This window comes from Janibacter sp. GS2 (assembly GCF_051200835.1).
GTDB lineage: Bacteria > Actinomycetota > Actinomycetes > Actinomycetales > Dermatophilaceae > Janibacter.
In genome coordinates, this window is sequence record NZ_CP195161.1 from 1,509,345 (window position 1) to 1,534,716 (window position 25,372).

A 25,372-nucleotide genomic window follows, 5' to 3' on the forward strand; every position below is an offset into this window, starting at 1 on the left:
GCCGAGTCCGCCCCGTAGAGCAGTTGCTGCTCCCGTCCCGAAGTGAGCCGATGACGACGACTTCCCGCCGCAGCCCCGTGCAGGGCATGCGACGTGGCGTGCTGGTCGCCGGCGTCGCCGGGACCGCCGTGCTCACCTCGGTGGGGGCCATGGCGAAGGGGGCCGACGGCGCCCTGAGTGCGCTGGCCGGGGCCCTCCTCGCCTTCATCGTCATCCTCATCGGCCTCGTGGCCATCACCGCCGTCGTCGCCGGCGACACGGGCGCCTCCATGGCCGCGGCCGGGGTCGTCTACCTCGGCCAGCTGATCGTCCTCGTCGCCGCCATCATGGTGCTGCGCGAGATGTCCTGGCTCGACGGGGCGGTCACGGCGGCGTCCACGGTCGTCGCCACCGTGCTGCTCCAGGTCGGCCAGCTCACCGGCTACGTGCGCGCCCGCCACGTGATCTACCCCCAGGGTGGTCACGCATGAGCGCCGTTGCTCGCCGCACGACGGGGCGCACCCCCCGACTCGTGACCAAGGCCCTGTCCAGTCCCGAGCAGATCGCCGCTGCCGGTGAGCGCTATGCCCACGACACGAGCCGACCCAATCCCACGGCCCAGGCCGATGCCATGGGCTCGACCGTCCTCGCGTACCTCATCACCGGCCCGCTGCTCTTCGGTGGCCTCGGCTGGTTGGTCGACCGCTGGCTGGGTGTGACCCTTTTCGTCGCCGTGGGGATCCTCGCCGGGATGGGACTGTCGCTCTACATCATCTGGCTCCGATACGGTACGTCCCAGGCACCCACGACCGACCACCCTGACCACGGGTCGACGCGCGCTGCCGCGCCACACAACGAGGAGATTCAGTGACCCCGACTGCGCTCGCTCCCACGCTGCCGGCTGCCGGTGGCGGGGAGAGTTATCAGCCCCCGACGCCGGAGATCTTCTGGCAGCCGCTCTTCGAGGTCGGCCCCCTCACGGTCACCAACCAGATGGCCTGGGCCGCGATCATCACCGCGGCGCTCTCCGTCGTCATGGTCCTGCTGAGCAAGCGCGCGGCCGTCGTCCCGAGCAAGGGCCAGTGGCTCTTCGAGGGCTTCTACAACTTCCCGCGCAACTCCGTCGCCCGGGACATGATCGGGACGAAGGAGTTCGCCCGGTTCGTGCCGCTCCTCGTGACGCTCTTCACGATGGTGCTCTTCTACAACTTCGCCGGGTCCTTCTTCCTGTCGATGAACCCGGTCAACGGCAAGATCGCCTTCCCCATCGCCCTGACGCTCGTCGTCTTCGTGGTCTACCACTGGATCGGCTTCCAGCGGATGGGTTTCGCCGGCTACTTCAAGCACATGGTGCCCCCGGGCCTGCCGAGCTGGATCGTCCCCTTCGTCTTCCTCCTCGAGGTGATGACGTACTTCGTCACCCGTCCGCTGACGCTGGCGCTGCGACTCTTCGGCAACATGTTCGCCGGCCACATGGTCATCTACCTCTTCGTCACCGGAGGGGTGTACTTCCTCCTCCACGGCGACGGCGTGCTCATGCAGGCCCTGTCCCTGCCGACCTTCCTCATGGCCGGCGTCATGGTCATCTTCGAGATCCTGGTGCAGTTCCTCCAGGCCTTCGTCTTCACCCTCCTGACCGCCAGCTACATCGCCGGCGCCGTCGCCGACGAGCACTGACCGTCGGTCGCCCGACCCACAACTTCATAGCCCCGACCAGAACTTCCCCGCGAGATGCCCTCGCGGCGGATCACAGAAACACGAAAGAGGAATCAACATGGACGGCTCGCTCAACCTCATCGGTTACGGCCTCTCCGCCATCGGCCCCGCCATCGCCGTGGGCCTGATCTTCGCTGCCTACATCAACGGTGTCGCCCGTCAGCCCGAGGCCCGCAACCTCCTGCAGCCGATCGCCATCCTCGGCTTCGCCCTCGCCGAGGCGCTCGCGATCTTCGGTCTGGTGCTCGCCTTCGTCCTCTGATTCGCCGGCAACGGCTTCCGTCAACGGCACCAGTCACTAGGAGTACCCCGTGCACATCACCGCAACCGCCTCGTCGGTCGTGGGTCTCGCGGCGGCCACCGGGGAGAGCATGCCGCTCATCCCGCACCTCGAGGAGCTCGTCTTCGGGCTCGTCATGTTCGCGATCCTCTACTTCGTTGTTGCGAAGTACGTGGCCCCGAACCTCGAGAAGGCCTATGCCGAGCGCCACGCCGCGATCGAGGGTGGCATCGCCCAGGCCGAGAACGCCCAGGCCGAGGCCGAGGCCGCCAAGGCCCAATACGAGGCCCAGCTGGCCGAGGCTCGCGCCGAGGCAGCGAAGATCCGCGAGGACGCCCGCGCCGAGGGCGCGGCCATCGTCGCGGAGATGCGCGGTCAGGCCCAGGACGAGGCCAGCCGCATCACCGAGTCGGCGCACAAGCAGATCGAGGCCGAGCGCCAGCAGGCCGCCGTCTCCCTGCGCGGTGAGGTGGGTCGCCTCTCGACCGACCTCGCCGGTCGCATCGTGGGACACGAGCTGCAGGACTCCTCGAGCCGACAGGGTCTGATCGACGGCTTCCTCGCGGAGCTGGAGTCGGGCCGGGTCCAGCCCGAGAAGGTCGGACAGTCCCGGCAGGGTGGCGTCTGATGCGAGGCTCCTCCCGCGCTGCCGTGATCGAGGGTCGTCCGGCCCTCGAGTCGGCCCTGACGACCGGTGACCCGGCCGTCGTGGCGGACGAGCTCTTCGCCGTGACCGGACTGCTCGACGACAACCCGACCCTGCGTCGGGCCGTCGCCGACCCCTCGCGTGAGGGCTCGGACAAGACCGCCCTGGCCACCCAGGTGCTCGGCGGCAAGGTCTCCCAGGACGTCGTCGGCATCGTGGGGAGCCTCGTCGCGCAGCGATGGGCACAGGAGCGTGACCTCACCGACACGCTGGAGCAGTTCGCCGTCGAAGCCGCCCTCCAGGGGGCCGCCGACGCCACGGCGATCGACCAGGTCGAGGACGAGCTCTTCCGCTTCGAGCGTCTCGTCGCGGGCACCGTCGAGCTGCGGGACGCCTTGGGCAACCGCCAGGGCGATGCTGCAGGCAAGGCCGAGCTCGTGGCCACCCTCCTGCAGGGCAAGGCGCGGCCGGAGACGGTCCGGCTGGCCCGCCAGGCGGTGCTCGCACCGCGGGGCCGTCGTTTCGACACGGCGATCGAGGGCTACCTCGACATCGCCGCCGAGCGTCGTCAGCAGTTCACGGCGGTCGTGACCACCGCCGTGGACCTCACCGACGAGCAGCGCACTCGTCTTTCCGGCGCGCTGCAGAAGATCTACGGCAAGCCCGTCCTGCTGCAGGTCGTCCACGACGAGGACGTCATCGGCGGGATCCGGGTCCAGATCGGCGACGAGGTCGTCGACGGGACCGTCCTGCGACGCCTCGACGAGGCGAAGCGCCACCTGGCCAGCTGAGCCGCGTGCTCAGACCCATCATGCAGACCACTTATTCGGCCCCCACCACGGCCGGCAACGAGGAGAAGACACCATGACGGAGCTTTCGATCCGTCCGGAGGAGATCCGGGACGCCCTGGACGGCTACGTGCAGTCCTACAACCCGGGCGCGGCCTCCCGCGAAGAGGTCGGCCGCGTCACCGACGCCGGTGACGGCATCGCCCACATCGAGGGCCTGCCCTCGGCCATGACCAACGAGCTGCTCGAGTTCGAGGACGGCACCCTCGGCCTCGCGCTCAACCTCGACGTCCACGAGATCGGTGTCGTCGTCCTCGGCGACTACTCCAAGATCGAGGAGGGCCAGGAGGTCAAGCGCACCGGAGAGGTCCTCTCGGTCCCCGTGGGTGACAACTTCCTCGGCCGCGTGGTCAACCCGCTCGGTCAGCCGATCGACGGCATGGGCGAGATCGAGTCCGCGGAGCGTCGCGCCCTCGAGCTCCAGGCGCCCAGCGTCGTCGACCGCAAGTCGGTCCACCAGCCGCTGCAGACGGGGCTGAAGGCGGTCGACGCCATGACCCCCATCGGTCGCGGGCAGCGTCAGCTGATCATCGGTGACCGCCAGACCGGCAAGACCACGGTCGCGGTCGACACGATCATCAACCAGAAGCAGTTCTGGGAGACCGAGGACCCGGAGAAGCAGGTCCGCTGCATCTACGTCGCGATCGGTCAGAAGGGCTCGACCATCGCGGCGGTCAAGGGCACGCTCGAAGAGGCCGGCGCGATGGAGTACACGACGATCGTCGCGGCCCCCGCGTCCGACGCCGCCGGCTTCAAGTACCTCGCCCCGTTCACCGGCTCGGCCATCGGCCAGCACTGGATGTACCAGGGCAAGCACGTCCTCATCGTCTTCGACGACCTGAGCAAGCAGGCCGAGGCCTACCGCTCGATGTCGTTGCTGCTGCGCCGCCCGCCGGGCCGCGAGGCCTACCCGGGTGACGTCTTCTACCTGCACTCGCGGATGCTCGAGCGGTGCGCCAAGCTCTCCGACGAGCTGGGCGCCGGGTCGATGACCGGTCTGCCGATCATCGAGACGAAGGCCGGTGACGTCTCGGCGTACATCCCGACCAACGTCATCTCCATCACCGACGGTCAGATCTACCTGCAGGCCGACCTGTTCAACTCGGACGTCCGGCCCGCCATCGACGTGGGTGTCTCGGTCTCCCGAGTGGGCTCCGCCGCGCAGACCAAGGCGCTGAAGTCGGTCTCCGGACGACTCAAGCTCGACCTCGCGCAGTACCGCGCGCTCGAGGCCTTCGCCATGTTCGCCTCGGACCTCGACCCGGCGTCCAAGCAGCAGCTGGCGCGAGGCGCTCGCCTCGTCGAGCTGCTCAAGCAGCGACAGGCCGACCCCTACCCGGTGCCGGAGCAGGTCGTCTCGATCTGGGCGGGCACGACCGGCGAGCTCGACGCGATCGCGGTCGAGGACGTGCGTCGCTTCGAGGCCGAGTTCCTCGACCACCTGCGTCGCAACAAGCAGGACCTGCTCAACGGCATCCAGGAGTCCGGCAAGTTCGAGGACTCGACCATCCAGGCCCTCGAGACCGAGATCGCGAGCTTCCGCGAGACCTTCGCGCCGACCGACCCGGACAACGCGCCGGTCGAGGCCGAGGAGGAGTCGGGCGAGGACGCGCAGGAGTCCGAGCAGGTCCAGATCGTCAAGAAGAAGCGCTGACCCACTGCCGGTCGGGCGCCACCACGGTGCCCGGCCGGTGACAGCACCAGACCAGGCAGCGGCATCGGCCTGGAGCCGATGACCACCAGTCGACCACGACCCACCAGAGAGGCGGAAGCACATGGGAGCGCAGATCCGGGAGTACCGGCAGCGCATCCGGTCCGTCAGTGCGACCAAGAAGATCACGCGCGCCATGGAGCTCATGGCGGCCTCGCGTGTCGTCCGGGCGCAGCAGGCCGTGCGTGAGTCCACGCCGTATGCCCGCGCGCTGACCCGCGCGGCCTCGGCCGTCGCGACGTACTCGGATGAGGACCACCCGCTGACCACCGAGCCGGAGAACGTCAAGCGCGCAGCGCTCGTCGTCATCGCGGCCGACCGTGGCCTGGCGGGCGGCTACAACTCGAAGGTCCTCAAGGAGGGGGAGCGGGTTGCCGCCTCCCTGCGTGATGAGGGCAAGGAGGTCGTGCCCTACCTCGTCGGTCGACGCGCGGTCTCCTTCTACTCCTTCCGCAAGCGCGAGTACGCGGCGGAGTGGACGGGCAGCTCCGAGAAGCCGTCCTTCGAGAACGCCCGCGAGATCGGCGAGCGGCTCGTGGCCGACTTCTCTCGGGACGCCGAGGAGGGTGGCGTGGACGAGGTCCACGTCGTCTACACGCACTTCGTCTCGATGGTCACCCAGGACCCCGAGGTCATTCGACTGCTTCCCCTGGAGGTCGTCGAGGGCGTCGAGGAGCCCGGTGACGAGGACGAGCTGCTTCCGCTGTACGAGTTCGAGCCGAGCGGCGAGGAGCTGCTCGACACCCTGCTGCCGCGCTACGTCAACGCGCGCATCTTCAACTGCCTCCTGCAGGCGGCCGCCTCCGAGCTCGCGGCGCGACAGCGCGCCATGAAGTCGGCGACCGACAACGCCGAGGAGCTCATCAAGAAGTACACCCGGTTGGCCAACCAGGCCCGCCAGGCCGAGATCACCCAGGAAATCTCCGAGATCGTCGGCGGCGCCACCGCCCTGGCCGAGTCCAAGTGAGAAGGTAGAGAGAACCCCATGACTGCCACCGTCACCGAAGAGAACACCCCCACCGCAGGCGGGGTCGGGCGCCTCGCGCGCGTCATCGGCCCGGTCGTCGACGTCGAGTTCGGGCCCGACACCATGCCCGAGCAGTACAACCTGCTCACCACCGAGGTGACCCTGGACGGGGACACCCGCACCCTCAACCTCGAGGTCGCCCAGCACATCGGCGACAACATGGTCCGCGCGATCTCCCTGCAGCCGACCGACGGCGTCGTCCGCGGCGCTGCCGTGCAGGACACCGGCGGCCCGATCACCGTTCCCGTCGGTGACGTCACCCTCGGCAAGGTCTTCAACGCCACCGGCGCCTGCCTGAACCTCAAGGAGGGCGAGACCCTCGAGGTCAACGAGCGCTGGGGCATCCACCGCCAGGCTCCGCCCTTCGACCAGCTCGAGTCGAAGACCGCGATGTTCGAGACCGGTATCAAGGTCATCGACCTGCTCACCCCCTACGTGCAGGGTGGCAAGATCGGCCTCTTCGGTGGTGCCGGTGTCGGCAAGACCGTGCTCATCCAGGAGATGATCGCCCGAGTTGCCCGCAACCACGGCGGTGTCTCCGTCTTTGCCGGTGTCGGCGAGCGCACCCGTGAGGGCAATGACCTCATGGTCGAGATGGAAGAGGCCGGCGTCCTGGGTCAGACCGCACTGGTCTTCGGCCAGATGGACGAGCCGCCGGGCACGCGACTGCGGGTCGCCCTGTCGGCCCTGACGATGGCGGAGTACTTCCGCGACGTGCAGAACCAGGACGTCCTGCTCTTCATCGACAACATCTTCCGCTTTACCCAGGCCGGCCAGGAGGTCTCCACCCTGCTGGGCCGGATGCCCTCTGCCGTGGGGTACCAGCCCACGCTCGCCGACGAGATGGGCACGCTCCAGGAGCGGATCACCTCCACGCGTGGTCACTCGATCACCTCGATGCAGGCGATCTACGTGCCGGCCGATGACTACACGGACCCGGCCCCGGCGACGACCTTCGCCCACCTCGACGCGACGACCGAGCTCAACCGTGAGATCGCCTCGATGGGCATCTACCCGGCCGTGGACCCGCTCACCTCGACCAGTCGCATCCTCGACCGTCGATACATCGCGGAGGACCACTACAACACCGCGGTCCGCGTGAAGTCGATCCTGCAGAAGAACAAGGAGCTGCAGGACATCATCGCGATCCTCGGTATCGACGAGCTGTCCGAGGAGGACAAGATCGTCGTCAACCGGGCACGCCGCATCCAGCGCTTCCTCTCGCAGAACACCTATGTCGCCAAGCAGTTCACCGGCCTCGAGGGGTCGACCGTGTCGCTGCCGGACACGATCGAGGCGTTCACCAAGATCTGTGACGGGGAGTACGACCACGTCTCCGAGCAGGCCTTCTTCATGTGTGGTGGCCTCGACGACGTCGAGCGTCAGTGGGCGGAGATCCAGAAGAACCTCTGATCACCGCCTGCACGACCCGCGGCCGCTCCCTTCGCCCGACGAAGGGAGCGGCCGCTGCGTCGTCTCGGCCGGGTGTCCCCCTCGGGGAGCGGTGGGGCATCTACACTGGCCGCCATGAGCACTCCCGGGGATGACAGCCTCCAGCACCACCCGCCGCACGGGCAGCCGGGTGGTGATCGCTTCTACCTCAGCGTCATGGGTCAGCAGCACGGCCCGTACGTGCTCACCGACCTGGCCGGCATGGCGGTGAGCGGTCAGCTCAAGGGCGAGACCCCGGTGCGGGTCGACGGCCAGCAGAACTGGTTCCCGGCCGGCCAGGTGCCCGGGCTCTTCTCCAGCCGGGAGTGGATGACGACCCTGCTGCTGTCGATCTTCGTCGGGAGCCTGGGCGTCGATCGCTTCTACCTCGGCCAGATCGGTCTCGGCATCCTCAAGCTCGTCACCTGTGGCGGCATGGGCATCTGGACGATCATCGACGTCATCCTCGTCGTCACCCGCAAGATGGTCGACGTCGACGGGCGGCCACTGCGATGACCCAGCTGGCACCGCCGCAGCAGCACGAGCGCACGGTCCATCTCGCCAAGGGGGTGGCCCTCGGCGAGCGGGTCGTCGTGCTCGTCCTGGCCACGGTCAGCCTCGTCGGACTGGTCGTCGCCCGAGCGTGGCCGGTGTCCTCCGTCGACTCCGGCGACCCGACGTGCCTCATGCGGATCTTCTTCGGCCTCCCCTGCCCGGGGTGCGGCATGACCCGGTCGTGGGTGCACCTGGCGCACGGCGACGTGCTGGCCGCCTTCGAGTACAACCTCTTCGGGCCGGTCGGTATGGCCACCGCAGCCGGCCTCGTCGGCTTCGTGGCCTATTCGCTCGTGCGTCGACGCCGGCCCGAGCGCATCCTGGAGCTGGTCAATCCGCGATGGCTGCTGGCCCTCATCGTCGTGTGGATGGGCTACTCCGTCGTCCGGATGATCAGCCTCGGCATGGGTCAGGACTACTTCTCGCTCGTGCTCTCCTGAGGCGGGCACCGAGCCCGTCACGGCGCGGGATACGATGGTTCCTGCACGCTCCCCGAGATCGAAGGACCCTTCAGTGAGCTCCCTCAAGGTTGAACTCGTCGCCGCCGACCGCAAGGTGTGGTCCGGAGAGGCCAGCATGGTCCGAGCCCGCAGCAGCGAGGGGGAGATCGGCATCCTGCCGGGACACACCCCGCTGCTCGGCGTCCTCATCGAGGGTGACGTCGTCATCCACGCCACGGACGGTGACCAGACGGCGACGATCGATGGTGGCTTCCTGTCGGTCGACCACGACAACGTCACGATCGTGGCAGAGACCGTCCAGTCCCCGGCCAAGGCCTGACCGCACCCATGTCAGCCCTGCAGGTGGTGGAGGTCCTCCTCCTGGCAGGGTGCCTGACCATCGTGCTGTGGCTGGTGCTGCTGTGGCTGCGTCGCCGCGCGCTCGCCGCCCACGGACCCGTGAGTCCCTGCGCCGTCCGGTTGCCCGGGTCGCCTCGATGGCGGCTCGGGTTGCTGCGTCTCGGAGCGCATCACCTCGACTGGTTCAGCGTCGCGGGCATGAGCACGAGCCCGACGAAGTCCTGGGCCCGCGAGGGTCTGGACATCTCCACCCCGGCCCCGGAGTCGGTCTCGATCCCCGGCCTGGCCGCGGCGGTCTCCGTGGGCCTGTCGGGGGAGTCGGGGCCCATCGTCGACCTCGCCGTCGAGCCGAAGATCTATCCCGCGCTGCGCTCGTGGCTCGAGTCGGCACCACCCGGCCACAACGTCAACGTCACCTGAGCGGCATCAGCCCTTCGTGCGCTGCGGACGCTCCTCGCGCCCGCCTCCCGGCTGCCACAGGACGTCCCCGCCGATCGACAGGTTGGCCACGCGGGCGAGGATGAAGAGCAGATCCGACAGCCGGTTGAGGTAGGTCGTCGTCAGGGGGTTCACCCCGCCGACGCCTCGCTCACCGGCCACCTCCTCGCCGTACTCCTCGCGCGCCGCCCAGGCCGACCGCTCGGCCCGACGGACCACCGTCGTCGCGTGGTGCAGATGCGCGGAGGCGGCGGTCCCACCCGGGAGGATGAAGGAGCGCAGCGGCTCGACCTGCTCGAGGTAGTGGTCGCAGTCGGCCTCGAGCTCGTCGATCCACTGCTGCTTGACCCGCAGTGGCGGGTACTGGGGATGCTCCAGCAGGGGAGTGGACAGGTCGGCCCCGAGGTCGAAGAGGTCGTTCTGCACGCGGGTCAACGTCGCGGCGACGGGCTCCGGCAGGGCACCCGTGGCGATGGCCACGCCGATCACCGCATTGGCCTCGTTGGAGTCGGCATAGGCCTGCAGCCGGGAGTCCGTCTTGTGGGTGCGGCTGAAGTCCCCGAGCGCAGTAGTGCCCTCGTCGCCGGTGCGGGTGTAGATCCTCGTGAGATTGACCATGCGGCCATCGTCGCAGGCATCCTGACCGCGGGGTGGCGTGGGCCTGACCGATCGGGGGGTGACGCGTGATCGCATTGTGATGGCCGGGTGCGAGCGATCGCGGGCGACCCACGTCACACTGGTCACACGGCTTGAGCAGCAGGGGAAGCAGGTGACGAGAATGAGCGCACTGACCGCGCTGACGTCCGTGGGCGACGAGGGGACCACCCGCGTGCGGGTGGGCGTGCCCTTCGACATCGGACACAGCGCCGACCTGCGCCAGGAGCTCGTCGCCGTCCTGCGCGACGGGAGTGGCCTCGTCCTCGTCGACCTCACCGCGTCGACGGTCGTCGACCAGGTCGGTTTTGCCACCCTGCTCGGGGCGCACGCGCGCGCCACCCGGGCGGGGCGTCGTCTGCGGTACACCGGAGCGGACGAGCGGACCTCCCGGCTGCTGCGGCGGGCCGGGCTCGCACGCCTGCTCCACGACGCGGCGTCGGATCGCACGCCCGGTCGCAACGTCGCCGTCGGCTGACCGGCGCGCGGTGCCCCGGCAACGCTCCTAGACTGCGGTCACCACCATCCCGACCGGAGGTAGCCCGTGGCCGTTGCGCCCCCGTCCCGCACCCTGCCCTGGGACACCGGACGTGACACCGCCGTCGACCTCGTGCGTGGTGTGGCGGTCGTGTGCATGGTCATCGCGCACGTGACGATCTGGGTGCCGGAGACCTCCGGGGCGGTGACGCTCGCGCTCGGCCTGATCAACAACGTCGCCTCCCCGCTCTTCGCGCTCATCATGGGCGTGTCCTCCGGCATCGTGCTCACCCGACGACGACACCCGGTGACGGGGACGACCTTCGTCCTGCGCAATCTCGTCCGCGGCCTGATCGTCATCGCCATCGGCATCGCGCTCGAGCAGCTGTACTCCCTCATCGCCATCGTCCTGATGTCGCTCGGCGCCACGCTCGTCGTGGCCGCGCCGCTGGCCCTGCTGCCGCTCCCGACGCTGACCGGGGTCGCCGCGGTGACCTTCGTCGTGGGCCCCTTCGTCAACGCCGCCGCGCGTGGCGCCCTCGACCCGTCCCGGGTGACCTCCCGGGCGTGGCTGGACCAGGTGCTGCAGTGGCTCCTCCTCTCGCCCCACTACCGGATGGTCAGCCTGCTCCCCTTCGTGCTCATCGGGGTGGTGCTCGCCCGGGTGGGTCTGCAGCGCCGGGCCGCGCTCGCGGCACTCCTCACGGGGGTGGTCGCGGGCGTGGCCGTCGTGGCCCTCCAGCTCGCGGGGAAGGGGGTCGGTGGACCCGGGCACGTCTCGGGGAGCGTGCCGGACGCCCTGCTCGACCTCACCCTCGCGGCCGGGGCCTTCGGCGTGCTCGTCCTGCTCGCCCGGTGGCCGGCCGCGACGCCCTTCGTCACGGCGCTCGCACCGGTGCGAGCGGTCGGAGCGCTGGCGCTGACGGCGTACGTCCTGCACGTCGCGCTCATCGCCTTCGTGCTGGGCACGATCGCCTGGCCGCAGATCCGTGAGGACTGGCTGCTGCTCGCGAGCGGGGTCCTCGTCGGCACGGTCCTCGCCTGCTGGCTCTGGTGGAGCCTGCTGGGGAAGGGGCCGATCGAGCGGCTCATGGCACTGGTCACCGACCCGATCGGCCGAGCGGACCGCGACGGTGTGGCGTCATTCACCGCGGGCGACACTGCGCCCGACGGCCGCGCACCGGTACCTTGCCACCATGGCCGAGAGCATCGATCCCCCCACCCCAGCAGCAGAGGCGACGCGCCCGAATCGTGACCGCCCGTGGGTGATGCGCACCTACGCCGGGCACTCGAGCGCCGCCGCGTCCAACGAGTTGTACCGACGCAACCTCGCCAAGGGGCAGACCGGGCTCTCCGTGGCCTTCGACCTGCCGACGCAGACCGGCTACGACCCGGACCACGTGCTCAGCCGCGGAGAGGTCGGCAAGGTCGGCGTCCCGATCAGCCATATCGGCGACATGCGCCGCCTCTTCGACCAGATCCCGCTCGACGAGATGAACACGTCGATGACCATCAACTCCGTCGCGATGTACATGCTCGCGATGTACCAGGTCGCTGCCGAGGAGCAGGGCGAGGCCTCCGGCCAGGGCCCCGCCGAGGTGCGGACGCGGCTCGCCGGCACGACGCAGAACGACATCATCAAGGAGTACCTCAGCCGGGGGACCTACGTCTTCCCGCCCGCGCCCTCGATGCGGCTGATCACCGACATGGTCACCCACACGGTGAGCGAGATCCCCAAGTGGAACCCGATCAACATCTGCAGCTACCACCTGCAGGAGGCCGGGGCGACGCCCGTCCAGGAGATCGCCTACTCGATGTCCACCGCGCTCGCGGTGCTCGACGCGGTGCGTGACTCGGGCCGCGTGCCCGAGGAGGAGTTCGGCACGGTCGTCGCCCGGATCTCCTTCTTCGTCAACGCCGGTGTGCGCTTCGTCGAGGAGATGTGCAAGATGCGCGCCTTCGTCGAGCTGTGGGACGAGATCACCCGTGAGCGCTACGGCGTCACCGACCCCAAGCAGCGTCGCTTCCGCTACGGGGTGCAGGTCAACAGCCTCGGTCTGACCGAGGCCCAGCCGGAGAACAACGTCCAGCGCATCGTCCTGGAGATGCTCGCCGTGACGCTGAGCAAGGACGCCCGCGCCCGCGCGGTGCAGCTCCCGGCGTGGAACGAGGCGCTCGGCCTGCCCCGCCCGTGGGACCAGCAGTGGGCGCTGCGCCTGCAGCAGGTGCTCGCCTTCGAGTCCGACCTGCTCGAGTACGACGACCTCTTCGCCGGCTCGCCGGTCGTCGAGGCCAAGGTCGCCGAGCTGGTCGAGGGCGCCAAGGCCGAGATCGACCGCATCCAGGACATGGGCGGCGCCGTGCCCGCCGTCGAGTCGGGCTACATGAAGAATGCCCTCGTGGCGAGCCACTCCCTTCGCCGCCAGCGCATCGAGGCGGGAGAGGACCTCGTCGTCGGGGTGAACACCTTCGAGACCACCGAGCCGAACCCGCTGACCGCCGACCTCGGCACGGCGATCCAGACCGTGGACGCCGACGTCGAGGCCAAGGCCATCGAGGCGGTCCGGGCCTGGCGCACCGAGCGCGACTCCGACCCGCAGCGCGCCGCCGCGGCGTCGGACTCGCTGGCGCGCCTGCAGGAGCTGGCGGCGACCGAGGACAACCTCATGGAGGCCTCCATCGAGTGCGCCCGCGCCGGCGTCACCGTCGGCGAGTGGGCGCAGGCGCTGCGGGAGGTCTTCGGCGAGTTCCGCGCCCCGACCGGCGTCTCCGGCTCCGTCGGCGTCGCCGACGGTGGCTCCGCGGAGCTCGCGGCCGTCCGCCAGCGGGTGACGCAGACGGGGGAGGAGCTCGGCGAGAAGCTGCGGGTCCTCGTCGGCAAGCCCGGGCTGGACGGTCACTCCAACGGCGCCGAGCAGATCGCCGTGCGGGCCCGGGATGCGGGCTTCGAGGTCGTCTACCAGGGCATCCGCCTCACGCCCGACCAGATCGTCTCGGCCGCCGTCGCGGAGGACGTGCACCTCGTCGGCGTCTCCATCCTCTCCGGCTCGCACATGGAGCTCGTCCCCGACATCCTCGAGGGCCTGCGGGCACAGGGAGCCGGTGACATCCCGGTCATCGTCGGCGGGATCATCCCCGAGTCCGACGCCGCGCGCCTGAAGGAGATGGGCGTGGCCGAGGTCTTCACCCCGAAGGACTTCGGGCTCAACGACATCATGGGTCGCTTCCTCGACATCATCCGCGAGCAGCGCGGCCTGGCTGCTCTCGCGGCCCCCGCCGGGTCGATGTGATCGCGAGCGTCCGGACGCTCGGTCAGACATCGACCCGGGCGGGTCTTGCTCACTCCGGCGAAGGGGGTGGCTCCGGGGCGGTGGTGGTGTCGCGCTGAGCGTGCTGGCCCACGGCCTCGAAGAGGCGCAGCAGCTCCATCGGCAGGGGGAAGACGACGGTGGAGTTCTGCTCGGCTCCCAGCTCCAGCATGGAGGAGAGGGTGCGCAGGTGCATGGCGGCCGGGTGCGCCTCCATGACCTCCGCGGCCTTGGCGAGGTTCTCCGCCGCCTCCTGCTCGCCGATGGCGTGGATGACCTTGGCCCGACGGTCCCGCTCGGACTCCGCCTGACGCGCCATGGCCCGTCGCATGCTCTCGGGGAGCAGGACGTCCTTGACCTCGACGATCGTGACCTTGACCCCCCACGGGTTGGTCACGTCGTCGATGATCTGCTGGAGGCGCTGATTGATGTCCTCGCGCTTGGTCAGCAGGTCATCCAGACTGACCTGGCCGATGATGCTGCGCAAGGTCGTCTGCGCGACCTGCTGGGTGCCCACCTGGTAGTCCTCGATGGCCACCACCGCGCGGACGGGGTCCACGACGTTGTAGTAGGTCACCGCGTTGACCTGCACCGTGACGTTGTCACGCGTGATCAGGTCCTGCGGCGCGACGTCGTAGGTGTGGGTACGCAGGTCGATCCGCTGCACCCGGTCCGCGAACGGGGCGACGAGGACGACGCCCGGGCCCTTCGGCTCCTGGATGCGCCCCAGCCGGAAGACCACGGCGCGTTCGTACTCCGACAGGACCTTGACGGCCATCCGTACCGCGATGGCCACCACCAGGACGGCGATCACCACTCCGATCAGGCTGCTGTACATCACATCTCCCCTTCGTCGCGTGTTGTGTGCATGTCTGGATCCTCGACGAGCAGCACGAGTCCGTCCACGGCCCGCACCCGCACCTCCTGCCCGACCTGCAGGGTCGCACCGGTGGTGCGGACCGCCCACCAGCTGCCCTCGACGAAGGCCTGCCCGCGGGATCCCTGCGCGGTCGTCACCGTGACGACCCGACCCTCGAAGAGGTCGGCGCCCGTGCTGTTCGACGGGGCCCCGCGCGTGCGCCGCCACAGCAGCACCGTCAGGGTCACGCCGACGACCAGGACGAGCAGCGTGGGGACGACCAGGCCCAGCACGGTTCCCCACCCCAGCCCGAGCTCGTCGGCGATCCGGGACAGCACGTCCCCCAGGTCCAGGTCCTGTCGGACCGGACCACGACCGCTCCCGTCGAGCTGACTCGCTGCCATGCCTCACTCCTGGTCGACGCGGCTGCTGTCACTCCACACTAGTCGGCGAGGCGGGCGGTACACGGGGCCGACGGGGCCGTTCTGGGGCGGGCCGCCCTACGCTGGGCGCATGGCGCTGCACTGCCCCGCGACGCTCCTCGTGGCCAGCACCGGGGGCTCGGCGGGCGTGCGCGCGCTCGCGGAGTCGCTGCGCTCGGACCAGCTCGTCGAGGTGGCGAGCTCCACGTGCCCGGAGGCACGGGCCTGTGCCGGGATCGCCGCCGAGGTGCTCGACCTGCCGGTCGGCGTCGTCGCCGGACTCGAGGAGATCGGCGACGACGAGGAGGAGGGCGCGGTGCTGGCGCGCTGTCGGGACGCGCTGGAGGAGCTCTCCGATGCCCACCGCGGAGAGGGTGTCCTCGTCTTCAGCCATCCGCGGGTCATGGCGGTGGCGCTGCTCGCGCTCGCCGACACGGTCCCACCGGGTGCCCGCACCGCCGACCAGCTGCCGCCCGCCCTCGCCGCCCGCGTCGACGTCGATGCCGACGGGATACGGATCCTCAGCTGGCCGGGTCGCGCGCCACGGCCCGGTGAGCGGTGATCGTGCTCAGAAGAGGCGGTGCATGCTCGTGTCGATGCCCTTGAGCTCGTCGTAGTCGAGGGTGACGCACCGGATGCCGCGGTCCTCGGCGAGGGTGCGCGCCTGCGGCTTGATCACCTGGGCGGCGAAGACACCCTCGACCGGCCGCAGCGCGGGGTCCCGGTTCATCAGCTCGAGGTAACGGGTCAGCTGCTCGACGCCGTCGATGTCGCCGCGACGCTTGATCTCGATGGCGACGGAGACCCCCTTCGCGTCCTTGGCGAGGATGTCGACCGGGCCGATCGCGGTCATGTACTCCCGGCGCACGAGCGCGTACCCGTCCCCGAGGGTCCCGATGTGCTCGGCGAGCAGCTTCTGCAGGTGGGCCTCGACACCGTCCTTGACCAGACCGGGGTCGACCCCGAGGTCGTGTGACGAGTCGTCGTGGATCTCGTGCAGCTTCACGCGCAACCGGTCCTCGGTCTTGGCGTGCTGGACATTCCATACCGCGAGGACGCCCTCGGCCCGCTCGGTCTCATCCGGCTCGATCTCGGCCATGGAGCACGGGGGAGCCATCCAGTTCAGCGGCTTGTAGGAGCCACCGTCGCTGTGGATGAGCACCGAACCGTCCGCCTTGACGATGAGCAGACGGGTCGCCAGGGGAAGGTGGGCGTTCAGCCGGCCCTCGTAGTCGACACTGCAGGTCGCAATCACCACTCGCACCCCGCAGACCCTACGCGCACACCGGATTGCCTGTGCGGACCGTCACGCCGCGGAAGCCTACCCACGGGTCAGCCCGGCTGCGATAGTGCCAGTCATGTCAGACTCCAGCGCCCTCGCAGACGCCCTCGTCTTCCCGTACCTGAACCATGCCGCCTCGATGTTCGAGGAGAAGTACGCCTCCCGTGAGGACGTCGACAACGGCATGCGCTTCGGCTGCGGACTGCCGAAGGGACCCCTCACCGTCATCGACGAGCTCGGTCTCGAGACCGTCCGGGACGCCCTCGCGGCACGTCACGCCGAGACCGGTGACCCGCGTCACGAGCCGAGTGCCGCCTTCGATCGCCTCATCGCCGACGGCCGCACCGGCAGGTCCGCGGGCGCAGGCTTCTACACCTACGACGGTGACGAGGTCGTCGCCGACGACCTGACCCCCTCCGGCGTCGGTCAGGGGGAGGCGCGCCCGGTCAAGACCGTCGGCGTCGTCGGCTCCGGCACGATGGCCACCGGCATGATCGAGGTCTTCGCCGCCCACGGCTTCCCCGTGACCTACGTCGCGCGCAGCCGGGAGAAGGTCGACGCCGTCTCGGCGGCGATCGCCAAGAACCTCGCCCGCAAGGTCGACAAGGGCCGCATGGAGCAGGGCGACGCCGACGTGGTCCTCGGTCGTCTCACGGGGACCACCGACCGAGGGGCCCTCGGGGATGTCGACCTCGTCGTCGAGGCGATCGCCGAGGAGGTCGGTATCAAGAACGAGCTCTTCGCCGACCTGGACCGGATCTGCAAGCCGGGCGCCGTGCTCGCGACGACGACGTCCTCGCTGTGCATCGCCGACCTCGCCGCGCAGACCACGCGCCCGCAGGACGTCGTCGGCATGCACTTCTTCAACCCCGCCTCGGTGATGAAGCTCGTCGAGGTCATCGACCACCCACGGACCGGCCAGGACGTCCTCGACACCGTGACCGACGTCTGCCGCAGCACCCGCAAGGTCGCCGTGCGCTGCTCCGACCGCGCCGGCTTCATCGTCAACGCGCTCCTCTTCCCCTACCTCAACGACGCCATCAGGGCGCACGAGGAGGGTGCCGACATCGACGCCGTCGACGCCGCGATCACCGAGGGCTATGCCTACCCGATGGGGCCCTTCGCGCTCCTCGACGTCGTCGGCAACGACGTGGCGCTGGCCATCGAGGAGGAGCTGCTCGCGGAGTTCACCCACGAGTCGCTCGCCCCCGCCCAGCTCCTGCGCGATGTCGTCGCGGCGGGCAAGCTCGGCCGCAAGAGCGGTGAGGGCTTCCGCGTCCACTGAGCCCCTTTTGTCCACGGACCCGCCTCCGCGAGACCATGGCCGCATGCCCAGGTCCAATCGCCGCCGACGGGACGAGCACCGACCGCTCGCCCTGGGGGGCATGGGGTCCCAGAGCGTCGAGAGCTGGATGGGGCGCGCCTGGGTCGTGCGCCGACTGACCGGTCACACCTCGACCCGCAGCTACACCTGCCCGGGCTGCACCCACGAGATCGCCGTCGGCACGCCCCACGTCGTCGTGTGGCCCGACGATGGTCTCGGGGGCGTCGACGACCGCCGCCACTGGCACAGCGCGTGCTGGAAGGCGCGCGACCACGGTCGCTACGGGCGGTGACCGCAGCCCGCGTGAGCCGTCGGGGCGCGGTGGGATGATCAGCAGGTGCTCATCCGCCTCGTCCGTACCCATCTGAGCGGCTCGGGTCGCCGGCTGGCGCTGCTCCTGCTGCTGCAGTTCGCGGCCACCCTGGCCCTGCTCTACCTGCCCAGCCTCAACGGCGAGATCATCGACAACGGGGTGACCACCGGCGACACCGGGTACATCGTGCGGCACGGCGGCCTCATGCTCGGCGTCTCGGTGCTGCAGATCCTCGCGACCATCGCCGCGACGTGGATCGGCGCCGGCATGTCGGCGCAGATGGCCGCGCGCCTGCGTGCGGCCATCTTCTCGAGGGTGGGCGGCTTCAGCGCGCAGGAGGTCGCGCGCTTCGGTCCGCCGACGCTGATCTCCCGCACCACCAATGACGTCACCCAGATCCAGCAGGTGACGAACATGGCGCTGACGATGATGGTCACGGCCCCGATGATGATGATCGGGGGGATCATCATGGCCCTGCGCGAGGACGTGGGGCTCAGCTGGCTCGTCGTGGTCGCGGTGCCCCTGCTGGTCGCGAGCATCTCGCTGGTCATCCGGGCGATGGTGCCCAACTTCCGTCGCATGCAAAAGAGCGTCGACACCGTCAACCGGATCCTGCGTGAGCAGATCACCGGGGTACGCGTGGTGCGGGCCTTCGTGCACGAGGAGCACGAGCGCGAGCGCTTCGCCGTGGCCAACACCGACTACACCGGGTCGGCGATCGCGACCGGGCGCCTGATGGCCCTGGCCTTCCCGATCGTCATGGTCATCCTCAACGCCTCCACCGTGGCCGTGCTGTGGTTCGGCGCCCAGCGGATCGAGGCGGGGAACATGCAGATCGGCGCCCTGACCGCCTTCATGATCTATCTGACCCAGATCCTCATGTCGGTGATGATGGCGACGATGATGGCGATGATGCTCCCGCGCGCGAGCGTCTCCGCCGGCCGGGTGGACGAGGTGCTGTCCACCCGCTCCTCGGTCGTGCCGCCCCTGAGCCCGCGACCCATGACGCAGACACGCCCCGAGGTCGCGCTCGAGGACGTCGAGTTCTCCTATCCCGGTGCCGACGTCCCCGTGCTCTCGCAGGTGAGCCTGCGCGCCCGGCCCGGGCGCACGACGGCGATCATCGGGTCGACCGGGGCCGGCAAGACGACGCTGCTCGACCTCGTCCCGCGCCTGCACGACGCCTCCGGCGGGCGGGTGCTCGTCGGCGGGGTCGACGTGCGCGAGCTGGACCTGCAGGAGCTGTGGCAGCAGATCGCGGTCGTGCCCCAGAAGCCCTTCCTCTTCAGCGGGACCATCGCCGCGAACCTGCGGCAGGGACGTCCGGAGGCCGACGACGAGGAACTGTGGGAGGCCCTGCGGATCGCCCAGGCCGAGGGTTTCGTTCGAGCCCTCGAGCGGGGCCTCGCGTCACCGGTCGCCCAGGGTGGCACCAATCTCTCCGGTGGTCAACGCCAGCGCCTGGCCATCGCCCGGGCGATCGTGCGCCGCCCGGCGATCTACCTCTTCGACGACGCCTTCTCCGCGCTCGACCTGACCACGGACGCACGGCTGCGGGCCGCGCTGGGGCCGGTGACCGCTGATGCCGTCGTGCTCGTCGTGGCCCAACGCGTCTCCTCGATCACCGGCGCCGACCACATCGTCGTCCTCGAGGACGGGCGGGTGGTCGGCGACGGCACCCACGAGGAGCTGCTGGACACCTGCCCGACCTATGTCGAGATCGTCGAGAGCCAGGCATCGCGGGAGGACGCGGCATGAGTGAGGTCCCGACCGAGGAGGAGCGCGCTGCCCGGGAGCGAAGGGGGCCGGGCTCCGGCCCGCGTCGTGGCCCCGTCTCCGCCGCCACACCGGGGGAGCGCTCGAAGGACTTCTGGCCCTCGGCCCGCCGCCTCGTCTCCCGGCTGCGACCGCAGCGGCGCCGGGTGCTGGGCGCCATCGCCCTCACGCTCGTCTCGGTCACGATGTCGGCCTCGGGGCCGCTCGTGCTCGCTCGGGCGACCAACCTGATCTTCGCCGGCTGGATGGGGCCCCAGCTGCCGGCGGACGTCCCGCTGTCGACCACCGTGGAGGGGATGCGCGCGGCCGGCCGGGGCACGCAGGCCGACCTCATCGCGGCGATGCCCCATCTCGTGCCGGGCGCCGGGATGGACTACGCCGCGATCCTGCGGGTGCTCCTCCTCGCGCTCGGCCTCTACGTCGTGGCGGCGGTGCTGTCGTGGCTCCAGGGGAGGATCGTCGTCGACGCCGTCAACCAGATCGTCTTTGACCTGCGCGCCCAGGTCGAGGCCAAGCTCCACCGGCTGCCGCTGCCGTACTTCGACAGCCAACCGCGCGGTGAGCTGCTCAGTCGGGTGACCAACGACATCGACAACGTCGCCCAGTCCCTCCAGCAGACCCTCAGTCAGCTGCTGACGAGCCTGGTCACCGTCGTCGCGGTCGTGGCGATGATGCTGTGGATCTCCCCGCTGCTCGCCCTCATCGCGCTCGTGACCATCCCCGTCTCCGTCGCCGTGACCGCCGTCATCGGCAAGCGCAGCCAACGCCACTTCGTCCAGCAGTGGAGGTCCACCGGTGAGCTGAGCGGGATCGTCGAGGAGACGTACACCGGGCACACGCTGGTCAAGGTCTTCGGCCGCCAGGCCGAGGTCGACGCCTCCTTCGCCGAGCGCAACGAGCAGCTGCGCGCGGCCGGGTTCGGGGCGCAGTTCGTCAGCGGCATCATCGCGCCGACGATGATGTTCATCGGCAACCTCAACTACGTCATCATCGCGGTCATCGGTGGCCTGCGGGTCGCCTCCGGCACGATGACCCTCGGTGACGTGCAGGCCTTCATCCAGTACTCGCGACAGTTCACCCAGCCGGTGACCCAGATCGCCTCGATGGCCAACCTCATGCAGTCGGGGGTGGCCTCCGCCGAGCGGGTCTTCGAGGTCCTCGACGCCCCCGAGCAGCGGGCGGACCCGGGCACCCCGACGGGACCCGGTGCGGGGCACGGTCGGGTGGCCTTCGAGGACGTCAGCTTCAGCTACGACCCCGCCCGCCCGCTCATCGAGCGCCTCGACCTGTGCGTCGAGCCGGGCCAGACGGTGGCGATCGTCGGGCCGACCGGCGCGGGCAAGACGACGCTGGTCAACCTCGTCATGAGGTTCTACGAGATCAGCGGCGGGCGGATCACCATCGACGGCATCGACACCCGGGAGATGAGCCGGCACGACCTGCGCTCGCGGACCGGCATGGTGCTGCAGGACACGTGGCTCTTCGCCGGGACGATCGAGGAGAACATCGCCTACGGGCGGCCGGGCGCCACTTCGAGCGAGGTGCGTGCGGCGGCCGAGGCCACCTACGTCGACCGTTTCGTGCACTCCCTGCCCGACGGCTACGCTACCCGGTTGGACGACGAGGGCGGCAACATCTCTGCGGGGGAGAAGCAGCTGCTGACCATCGCCCGGGCCTTCCTCGCGGATCCCTCGCTCCTCATCCTCGACGAGGCCACGAGCTCCGTGGACACGCGCACCGAACGCCTGGTGCAGCAGGCCATGGCGGCCTTGCGCGGGGAGCGGACGAGCTTCGTCATCGCCCACCGGCTCTCGACGATCCGCGACGCCGACCTCATCGTCGTCATGGAGGACGGTGGCATCGTCGAGCAGGGCACCCACGCGGAGCTGCTCGCCGCCGACGGCGCCTATGCCCGGCTCTACCGCGCGCAGTTCACCGCGGCCGCGACCGACGTCGAGATGGGCGCGGTCTGAGCACGACGAAGGGGGGAGGTGCCACCCCGCGGTGGCACCTCCCCCCTTCGTGCGGCGGGGTGATCAGGCGTTGCGGAAGCGGTTGATCTCGCCCTCGAACCGGGCGCGCTTGTCGGTGTCGGTGACACCCAGCCCGGCCTCGGGGGACAACGTGAGGACGCCGACCTTGCCCTGGTGGAGGTTGTGGTGGACGTCCAGTGCGGCCTGGCCGACCTCCTCGAGCGCGTAGGTCTTGCTCAGCGTGGGGTGGACGAGGCCGCGGTTGACGAGCTCGTTGGCCTCCCAGGCCTCGCGGTAGTTGGCGAAGTGGCTGGAGAGGATCCGCTTGAGGTTCATCCACAGGTACCGGTTGTCGTACTCGTGCATGTACCCCGAGGTCGAGGCGCAGGTGACGATCGTGCCGCCCTTGCGCGCGACGTAGACGGAGGCGCCGAAGGTCTCACGACCCGGGTGCTCGAAGACGACGTCGACGTCGTGGCCGCCGGTGAGCTCACGGATCTTGGCGCCGAGGCGCTTCCACTCCTTGGGGTTCTGCTGGGTGTTGTCCTCGTTCCAGAACTCGTAGCCCTCGGCGCGCCGGTCGATGATCAGCTCGGCGCCCATCTTGCGGCAGATCTCCGCCTTCTCCGGCGAGGAGACGACGCAGATCGGGTCGGCGCCGGAGGCCAGGGCCATCTGGGTCGCGTAGGAGCCCAAGCCGCCGGAGGCGCCCCAGATGAGCACGCGGTCACCGAGCTTGAGCGCGGCGCCGTTCTTGGAGACCAGCTGACGGTAGGCCGTGGAGTTGACCAGGCCGGGGGAGGCGGACTCCTCCCAGGTGAGGTGACCGGGCTTGGGCATCAGCTGGTTGGCCTTGACGATGGCCAGCTCGGCGAGGCCACCGAAGTTCGTCTCGAAGCCCCAGATGCGCTGCTCCGGGTCCATCATCGTGTCGTCGTGGCCCGCGGCGTCCTCGAGCTCGACGGAGAGGCAGTGGGCGACGACCTCGGTGCCGGGCTTCCACTTCGTCACGCCGGGACCGGTGCGCAGCACGACGCCGGAGAGGTCGGAACCCACGACGTGGTACGGCAGGTCGTGGCGCTTGGCGAACTCGCTCGTGCGGCCGTACCGCTCGAGGAAGCCGAAGGTCGAGACCGGCTCGAAGATCGAGGTCCAGACGGTGTTGTAGTTGATCGCGCTCGCCATGACGGCGACGAGGGCCTCACCGGGAGCGAGCTCCGGGACCGGGACGTCGTCGAGGTGCAGCGACTTGCGGGGGTCCTTGTCGCGGCTGGCGACCCCCTCGAACATCGACACCTCGTCCTTGTGGATCGTGGTGGCTCGGTAGGTCTCGGGGATCTGCAGCGCGGAGTACGTCTCCTCGCTGCGGTCGCCGGACAGGATCGCGTCGCGGATCTGGTCCATTGCCATGGGTGGGGCTCCTCGGCCTCGTGGGGGTGTGGGTCGGGGTCGTGCGTCCCGTGCAACCTAGTGACGTCAGGGCACCGAGGGGGTGGTGCCATGACCGAGTTCACACGGCGGATCGTGGGTCCCGCGTCGAGGCGACGGGACGAAGGGGGTGGGTCAGTGGGCGGCGGCGCTCCCGCTCCGGTCGGGCTCCACGAGCTCGACGAGGATGCCGCGGGCGTCCTTGGGGTGGATGAAGTTGACCCGCGAGTTGCTCGTGCCCCGCTTGGGGGTGTCGTAGAGCAGACGCAGACCGCGCTCGCGCAGCGTCGCGCACACGGCGTCGATGTCCTCGACGCGGTAGGCGAGCTGCTGCATGCCTTGGCCGTTGCGCTCGAGGAAGGTCGCGATCGTCGAGGAGTCGTCGAGCGGCGCGAGCAGCTGGATGCACGAGCCGGAGTCGCCGACGCGCATCATCGCCTCGCGCACGCCCTGCTCCTCGTTGGTCTCCTCGTGGGCGAGCTCCATGCCGTAGGAGTCGCGGTAGAAGGCGATGGCCTCGTCGAGATCGGGGACGGCGACACCGACGTGGTCGATGGCGGTGAAGAGATCATTCATGGGTCGCAGCCTATTGACGAGCGCCACGCGACGGGAGAGGCGCGGCTGTGAGGCCCGCCACCGCCGCGGGATGAAAGGTGGGTGGCCCTTGGGCTCGCCGGGAGGATGGGTGGGTCGGCCCGACTCAAGGGCTGAGCTTGCGAAGCCCAAGGGCCGACCCACCCATCCTCCCGGTCTTCGCCCTGAGTCGGGCCGACCCACCCTTCGTCCCGCGGCTCCGCCCGGGTCCAGGTGTGGCATCCCCCACGGCGGCTGCCTCTGCCCTCCCTTCGCCCACGTCGTTAGGCTGGCGACAAAGACGCGGTGCCCGTCGGGCGCCGTGGAACCCACGAATCTTGGAGGCATCCAGATGTCCGAGCGTCCCGTGTCCGTCATCGTCGCCGGGGCCCGTACCCCGATGGGCCGCATGAGCGGCTCCCTCAAGGGCTTCTCCGGCTCCGACCTCGGTGGCTTCGCCATCAAGGGTGCCCTCGAGAAGTCGGGCGTCAAGGGTGATGACGTCGACTACGTGATCATGGGTCAGGTCCTCACCGCCGGCGAGGGCCAGATCCCCGCGCGCCAGGCCGCGATCAAGGGGGGTATCCCGAAGTCCGTGCCGGCGCTGACCGTGAACAAGGTCTGCCTGTCCGGGATGGACGCGATCGCGCTCGCCGACCAGCTCATCCGCGCCGGCGAGTTCGACATCGTCGTCGCCGGTGGCCAGGAGTCGATGACCAACGCCCCGCACCTGCTGCCCAAGAGCCGTGAGGGCATCAAGTACGGCGACACCAAGCTCAAGGACTCGATGGCCTACGACGGCCTGCACGACATCATCACCGACCAGGCGATGGGCGCGCTGACCGAGACGAAGAACGCCGAGGACTCCGAGTTCAGCCGCGACGAGCAGGACGCCTTCGCCGCCGCCAGCCACCAGAAGGCGGCCCGGGCCTGGTCCGAGGGCACCTTCGCCGACGAGGTCATCCCGGTGGAGGTCCCGCAGCGCAAGGGTGACCCGGTGGTCTTCGACGCCGACGAGGGCATCCGCGCCGACACCACGGCCGAGTCCCTCGGCAAGCTGCGTCCGGCCTTCGCCAAGGACGGCACCATCACCGCGGGCTCCGCGTCGCAGATCTCCGACGGTGCCGCGGCGGTCGTCGTCATGAGCAAGGCCCGGGCCGAGGCGCTCGGCCTGGAGTGGCTCGCCGAGATCGGTGCCCACGGCGTCGTCGCCGGCCCGGACTCGACGCTGCAGGCCCAGCCGGCCAATGCGATCGAGGTCGCGGTGAAGAAGGACGGCATCTCGGTGAACGACCTCGACCTCATCGAGATCAACGAGGCCTTCGCGGCCGTCGGCCTCGCGTCGACCAAGCAGCTGGGGGTGGACCCGGAGAAGGTCAACCCCAACGGCGGCGCCATCGCCATGGGGCACCCCCTGGGGATGTCCGGTGCCCGCATCACCCTCGCGCTGGCGCACGAGCTCAAGCGCCGCGGTGGCGGCGTGGGTGCCGCCGCGCTCTGCGGTGGTGGCGGTCAGGGCGACGCCCTGATCGTGCGCGTCCCGAGCGCCTGA

At 69.8% G+C, this 25,372-nt stretch carries 28 protein-coding genes; 22 read left to right on the forward strand and 6 right to left on the reverse strand.

The annotated features are described in order from the left end of the window. The first annotated feature begins 50 nt into the window (after positions 1 to 50). The 13 genes from ACR9E9_RS07395 (at position 51) to ACR9E9_RS07455 (ending at position 9,413) form a co-directional block, all read left to right on the forward strand. Entirely contained in the window at positions 51 to 470 is a 420-nt protein-coding gene (locus tag ACR9E9_RS07395; protein ID WP_435203190.1) for a hypothetical protein, read from the forward strand. Next, positions 467 to 850: an AtpZ/AtpI family protein gene (locus tag ACR9E9_RS07400; RefSeq protein WP_435203192.1), complete on the forward strand. Its 384-nt coding sequence runs from the start codon at positions 467 to 469 to the stop codon at positions 848 to 850. The genes ACR9E9_RS07395 and ACR9E9_RS07400 overlap by 4 nt, the downstream gene beginning before the upstream one ends. Further along, complete coding sequence (atpB, locus tag ACR9E9_RS07405; protein WP_435203194.1) at positions 847 to 1,656, forward strand: F0F1 ATP synthase subunit A; 810 nt, start codon at positions 847 to 849, stop codon at positions 1,654 to 1,656. Before ACR9E9_RS07400 ends, atpB begins: the two co-directional genes overlap by 4 nt. A 91-nt stretch (positions 1,657 to 1,747) precedes the next feature. After that, positions 1,748 to 1,957 carry a F0F1 ATP synthase subunit C gene (locus ACR9E9_RS07410; protein WP_435203603.1) on the forward strand — a complete coding sequence of 70 codons (210 nt, stop codon included), beginning with the start codon at positions 1,748 to 1,750 and terminating at the stop codon, positions 1,955 to 1,957. Positions 1,958 to 2,006: 49 nt separating this feature from the next. Further along, positions 2,007 to 2,603: a F0F1 ATP synthase subunit B gene (locus ACR9E9_RS07415; protein ID WP_435203195.1), complete on the forward strand. Its 597-nt coding sequence runs from the start codon at positions 2,007 to 2,009 to the stop codon at positions 2,601 to 2,603. After that, positions 2,603 to 3,412, forward strand: a complete 810-nt coding sequence (locus ACR9E9_RS07420; protein ID WP_435203196.1) for a F0F1 ATP synthase subunit delta — start codon at positions 2,603 to 2,605, stop codon at positions 3,410 to 3,412. The genes ACR9E9_RS07415 and ACR9E9_RS07420 overlap by 1 nt, the downstream gene beginning before the upstream one ends. A gap of 73 nt (positions 3,413 to 3,485) precedes the next feature. After that, complete coding sequence (gene atpA / locus ACR9E9_RS07425; RefSeq protein ID WP_435203197.1) at positions 3,486 to 5,123, forward strand: F0F1 ATP synthase subunit alpha; 1,638 nt, start codon at positions 3,486 to 3,488, stop codon at positions 5,121 to 5,123. A 121-nt stretch (positions 5,124 to 5,244) separates the two neighbouring features. Further along, positions 5,245 to 6,147 carry a F0F1 ATP synthase subunit gamma gene (locus tag ACR9E9_RS07430; protein ID WP_435203198.1) on the forward strand — a complete coding sequence of 301 codons (903 nt, stop codon included), beginning with the start codon at positions 5,245 to 5,247 and terminating at the stop codon, positions 6,145 to 6,147. Between the two features lie 18 nt (positions 6,148 to 6,165). Continuing rightward, the gene (atpD, locus tag ACR9E9_RS07435) at positions 6,166 to 7,620 is read left to right on the forward strand and encodes a F0F1 ATP synthase subunit beta (RefSeq protein ID WP_435203200.1); all 1,455 of its coding nucleotides are present in this window, start codon (positions 6,166 to 6,168) and stop codon (positions 7,618 to 7,620) included. A gap of 114 nt (positions 7,621 to 7,734) precedes the next feature. Continuing rightward, the gene (locus ACR9E9_RS07440) at positions 7,735 to 8,154 is read left to right on the forward strand and encodes an NINE protein (RefSeq protein ID WP_435203202.1); all 420 of its coding nucleotides are present in this window, start codon (positions 7,735 to 7,737) and stop codon (positions 8,152 to 8,154) included. Beyond that, complete coding sequence (locus tag ACR9E9_RS07445; protein WP_435203204.1) at positions 8,151 to 8,633, forward strand: DUF2752 domain-containing protein; 483 nt, start codon at positions 8,151 to 8,153, stop codon at positions 8,631 to 8,633. Before ACR9E9_RS07440 ends, ACR9E9_RS07445 begins: the two co-directional genes overlap by 4 nt. 73 nt (positions 8,634 to 8,706) lie before the next feature. Beyond that, on the forward strand, positions 8,707 to 8,973 hold the full coding sequence (locus ACR9E9_RS07450) for a F0F1 ATP synthase subunit epsilon (protein WP_435203206.1): 267 nt from the start codon (positions 8,707 to 8,709) through the stop codon (positions 8,971 to 8,973). A gap of 8 nt (positions 8,974 to 8,981) precedes the next feature. After that, positions 8,982 to 9,413, forward strand: coding sequence for a DUF2550 family protein (locus ACR9E9_RS07455; RefSeq protein WP_435203208.1), 432 nt, complete (start codon positions 8,982 to 8,984; stop codon positions 9,411 to 9,413). 6 nt (positions 9,414 to 9,419) lie between these two features. Here the strand turns inward: ACR9E9_RS07455 and ACR9E9_RS07460 are convergent, their stop codons facing one another. After that, complete coding sequence (locus ACR9E9_RS07460) at positions 9,420 to 10,049, reverse strand: cob(I)yrinic acid a,c-diamide adenosyltransferase (protein ID WP_435203210.1); 630 nt, start codon at positions 10,047 to 10,049, stop codon at positions 9,420 to 9,422. Between the two features lie 160 nt (positions 10,050 to 10,209). On the opposite strand from ACR9E9_RS07460, the gene ACR9E9_RS07465 reads away from it, so the two are divergent. From ACR9E9_RS07465 to ACR9E9_RS07475, 3 genes are all read left to right on the forward strand, one after another. After that, complete coding sequence (locus tag ACR9E9_RS07465; RefSeq protein ID WP_435203212.1) at positions 10,210 to 10,563, forward strand: STAS domain-containing protein; 354 nt, start codon at positions 10,210 to 10,212, stop codon at positions 10,561 to 10,563. Positions 10,564 to 10,629: 66 nt separating this feature from the next. After that, entirely contained in the window at positions 10,630 to 11,817 is a 1,188-nt protein-coding gene (locus ACR9E9_RS07470) for a DUF418 domain-containing protein (RefSeq protein WP_435203214.1), read from the forward strand. 13 nt (positions 11,818 to 11,830) lie between these two features. Next, positions 11,831 to 13,852: a protein meaA gene (locus ACR9E9_RS07475; protein ID WP_435203605.1), complete on the forward strand. Its 2,022-nt coding sequence runs from the start codon at positions 11,831 to 11,833 to the stop codon at positions 13,850 to 13,852. A 49-nt stretch (positions 13,853 to 13,901) separates the two neighbouring features. Here ACR9E9_RS07475 and ACR9E9_RS07480 read toward each other — a convergent pair whose 3' ends face one another. Both ACR9E9_RS07480 and ACR9E9_RS07485 read right to left on the reverse strand, forming a co-directional pair. Next, the gene (locus ACR9E9_RS07480; RefSeq protein ID WP_435203216.1) at positions 13,902 to 14,708 is read right to left on the reverse strand and encodes a slipin family protein; all 807 of its coding nucleotides are present in this window, start codon (positions 14,706 to 14,708) and stop codon (positions 13,902 to 13,904) included. Then, complete coding sequence (locus tag ACR9E9_RS07485) at positions 14,708 to 15,133, reverse strand: NfeD family protein (RefSeq protein WP_435203218.1); 426 nt, start codon at positions 15,131 to 15,133, stop codon at positions 14,708 to 14,710. Before ACR9E9_RS07485 ends, ACR9E9_RS07480 begins: the two co-directional genes overlap by 1 nt. Before the next feature lie 109 nt (positions 15,134 to 15,242). Between ACR9E9_RS07485 and ACR9E9_RS07490 the strand changes: the two genes are divergently transcribed. Further along, positions 15,243 to 15,713, forward strand: coding sequence for a histidine phosphatase family protein (locus ACR9E9_RS07490; RefSeq protein WP_435203220.1), 471 nt, complete (start codon positions 15,243 to 15,245; stop codon positions 15,711 to 15,713). 6 nt (positions 15,714 to 15,719) lie between these two features. Here the strand turns inward: ACR9E9_RS07490 and nucS are convergent, their stop codons facing one another. Beyond that, the gene (nucS, locus tag ACR9E9_RS07495) at positions 15,720 to 16,415 is read right to left on the reverse strand and encodes an endonuclease NucS (protein ID WP_435203222.1); all 696 of its coding nucleotides are present in this window, start codon (positions 16,413 to 16,415) and stop codon (positions 15,720 to 15,722) included. Positions 16,416 to 16,509: 94 nt separating this feature from the next. On the opposite strand from nucS, the gene ACR9E9_RS07500 reads away from it, so the two are divergent. Genes ACR9E9_RS07500 through ACR9E9_RS07515 form a run of 4 tightly spaced genes read left to right on the forward strand, consistent with a single transcriptional unit; the run spans position 16,510 to position 21,819 of the window. Beyond that, positions 16,510 to 17,718 (forward strand): 3-hydroxyacyl-CoA dehydrogenase NAD-binding domain-containing protein, encoded by a 1,209-nt coding sequence (locus tag ACR9E9_RS07500; protein WP_435203224.1) that lies wholly within the window; start codon positions 16,510 to 16,512, stop codon positions 17,716 to 17,718. A 43-nt stretch (positions 17,719 to 17,761) separates the two neighbouring features. After that, entirely contained in the window at positions 17,762 to 18,049 is a 288-nt protein-coding gene (locus ACR9E9_RS07505; RefSeq protein ID WP_435203226.1) for a hypothetical protein, read from the forward strand. A gap of 45 nt (positions 18,050 to 18,094) precedes the next feature. Further along, entirely contained in the window at positions 18,095 to 19,828 is a 1,734-nt protein-coding gene (locus tag ACR9E9_RS07510) for an ABC transporter ATP-binding protein (RefSeq protein WP_435203228.1), read from the forward strand. After that, positions 19,825 to 21,819 (forward strand): ABC transporter ATP-binding protein, encoded by a 1,995-nt coding sequence (locus ACR9E9_RS07515; protein WP_435203229.1) that lies wholly within the window; start codon positions 19,825 to 19,827, stop codon positions 21,817 to 21,819. Before ACR9E9_RS07510 ends, ACR9E9_RS07515 begins: the two co-directional genes overlap by 4 nt. Positions 21,820 to 21,882: 63 nt before the next feature. Here the strand turns inward: ACR9E9_RS07515 and ccrA are convergent, their stop codons facing one another. Further along, the gene (gene ccrA, locus ACR9E9_RS07520) at positions 21,883 to 23,223 is read right to left on the reverse strand and encodes a crotonyl-CoA carboxylase/reductase (RefSeq protein ID WP_435203607.1); all 1,341 of its coding nucleotides are present in this window, start codon (positions 23,221 to 23,223) and stop codon (positions 21,883 to 21,885) included. A 159-nt stretch (positions 23,224 to 23,382) separates the two neighbouring features. Further along, positions 23,383 to 23,823, reverse strand: coding sequence for a methylmalonyl-CoA epimerase (mce, locus tag ACR9E9_RS07525; protein ID WP_435203231.1), 441 nt, complete (start codon positions 23,821 to 23,823; stop codon positions 23,383 to 23,385). 349 nt (positions 23,824 to 24,172) lie between these two features. On the opposite strand from mce, the gene ACR9E9_RS07530 reads away from it, so the two are divergent. Further along, positions 24,173 to 25,372, forward strand: coding sequence for an acetyl-CoA C-acetyltransferase (locus tag ACR9E9_RS07530; RefSeq protein WP_435203233.1), 1,200 nt, complete (start codon positions 24,173 to 24,175; stop codon positions 25,370 to 25,372).

Bases quoted from the DNA above. Each gene is read 5' to 3' on its own strand.
- ACR9E9_RS07395 (WP_435203190.1), top strand. From the start codon at position 51: ATGACGACGACTTCCCGCCGCAGCCCCGTGCAGGGCATGCGACGTGGC.
- ACR9E9_RS07400 (WP_435203192.1), top strand. From the start codon at position 467: ATGAGCGCCGTTGCTCGCCGCACGACGGGGCGCACCCCCCGACTCGTG.
- ACR9E9_RS07420 (WP_435203196.1), top strand. From the start codon at position 2,603: ATGCGAGGCTCCTCCCGCGCTGCCGTGATCGAGGGTCGTCCGGCCCTC.
- atpA (WP_435203197.1), top strand. From the start codon at position 3,486: ATGACGGAGCTTTCGATCCGTCCGGAGGAGATCCGGGACGCCCTGGAC.
- ACR9E9_RS07430 (WP_435203198.1), top strand. From the start codon at position 5,245: ATGGGAGCGCAGATCCGGGAGTACCGGCAGCGCATCCGGTCCGTCAGT.
- atpD (WP_435203200.1), top strand. From the start codon at position 6,166: ATGACTGCCACCGTCACCGAAGAGAACACCCCCACCGCAGGCGGGGTC.
- ACR9E9_RS07440 (WP_435203202.1), top strand. From the start codon at position 7,735: ATGAGCACTCCCGGGGATGACAGCCTCCAGCACCACCCGCCGCACGGG.
- ACR9E9_RS07445 (WP_435203204.1), top strand. From the start codon at position 8,151: ATGACCCAGCTGGCACCGCCGCAGCAGCACGAGCGCACGGTCCATCTC.
- ACR9E9_RS07455 (WP_435203208.1), top strand. From the start codon at position 8,982: ATGTCAGCCCTGCAGGTGGTGGAGGTCCTCCTCCTGGCAGGGTGCCTG.
- ACR9E9_RS07460 (WP_435203210.1), bottom strand. From the start codon at position 10,049: ATGGTCAATCTCACGAGGATCTACACCCGCACCGGCGACGAGGGCACT.
- ACR9E9_RS07465 (WP_435203212.1), top strand. From the start codon at position 10,210: ATGAGCGCACTGACCGCGCTGACGTCCGTGGGCGACGAGGGGACCACC.
- ACR9E9_RS07475 (WP_435203605.1), top strand. From the start codon at position 11,831: ATGCGCACCTACGCCGGGCACTCGAGCGCCGCCGCGTCCAACGAGTTG.
- ACR9E9_RS07480 (WP_435203216.1), bottom strand. From the start codon at position 14,708: ATGTACAGCAGCCTGATCGGAGTGGTGATCGCCGTCCTGGTGGTGGCC.
- ACR9E9_RS07485 (WP_435203218.1), bottom strand. From the start codon at position 15,133: ATGGCAGCGAGTCAGCTCGACGGGAGCGGTCGTGGTCCGGTCCGACAG.
- ACR9E9_RS07490 (WP_435203220.1), top strand. From the start codon at position 15,243: ATGGCGCTGCACTGCCCCGCGACGCTCCTCGTGGCCAGCACCGGGGGC.
- ACR9E9_RS07500 (WP_435203224.1), top strand. From the start codon at position 16,510: ATGTCAGACTCCAGCGCCCTCGCAGACGCCCTCGTCTTCCCGTACCTG.
- ACR9E9_RS07505 (WP_435203226.1), top strand. From the start codon at position 17,762: ATGCCCAGGTCCAATCGCCGCCGACGGGACGAGCACCGACCGCTCGCC.
- ACR9E9_RS07515 (WP_435203229.1), top strand. From the start codon at position 19,825: ATGAGTGAGGTCCCGACCGAGGAGGAGCGCGCTGCCCGGGAGCGAAGG.
- ccrA (WP_435203607.1), bottom strand. From the start codon at position 23,223: ATGGACCAGATCCGCGACGCGATCCTGTCCGGCGACCGCAGCGAGGAG.
- mce (WP_435203231.1), bottom strand. From the start codon at position 23,823: ATGAATGATCTCTTCACCGCCATCGACCACGTCGGTGTCGCCGTCCCC.
- ACR9E9_RS07530 (WP_435203233.1), top strand. From the start codon at position 24,173: ATGTCCGAGCGTCCCGTGTCCGTCATCGTCGCCGGGGCCCGTACCCCG.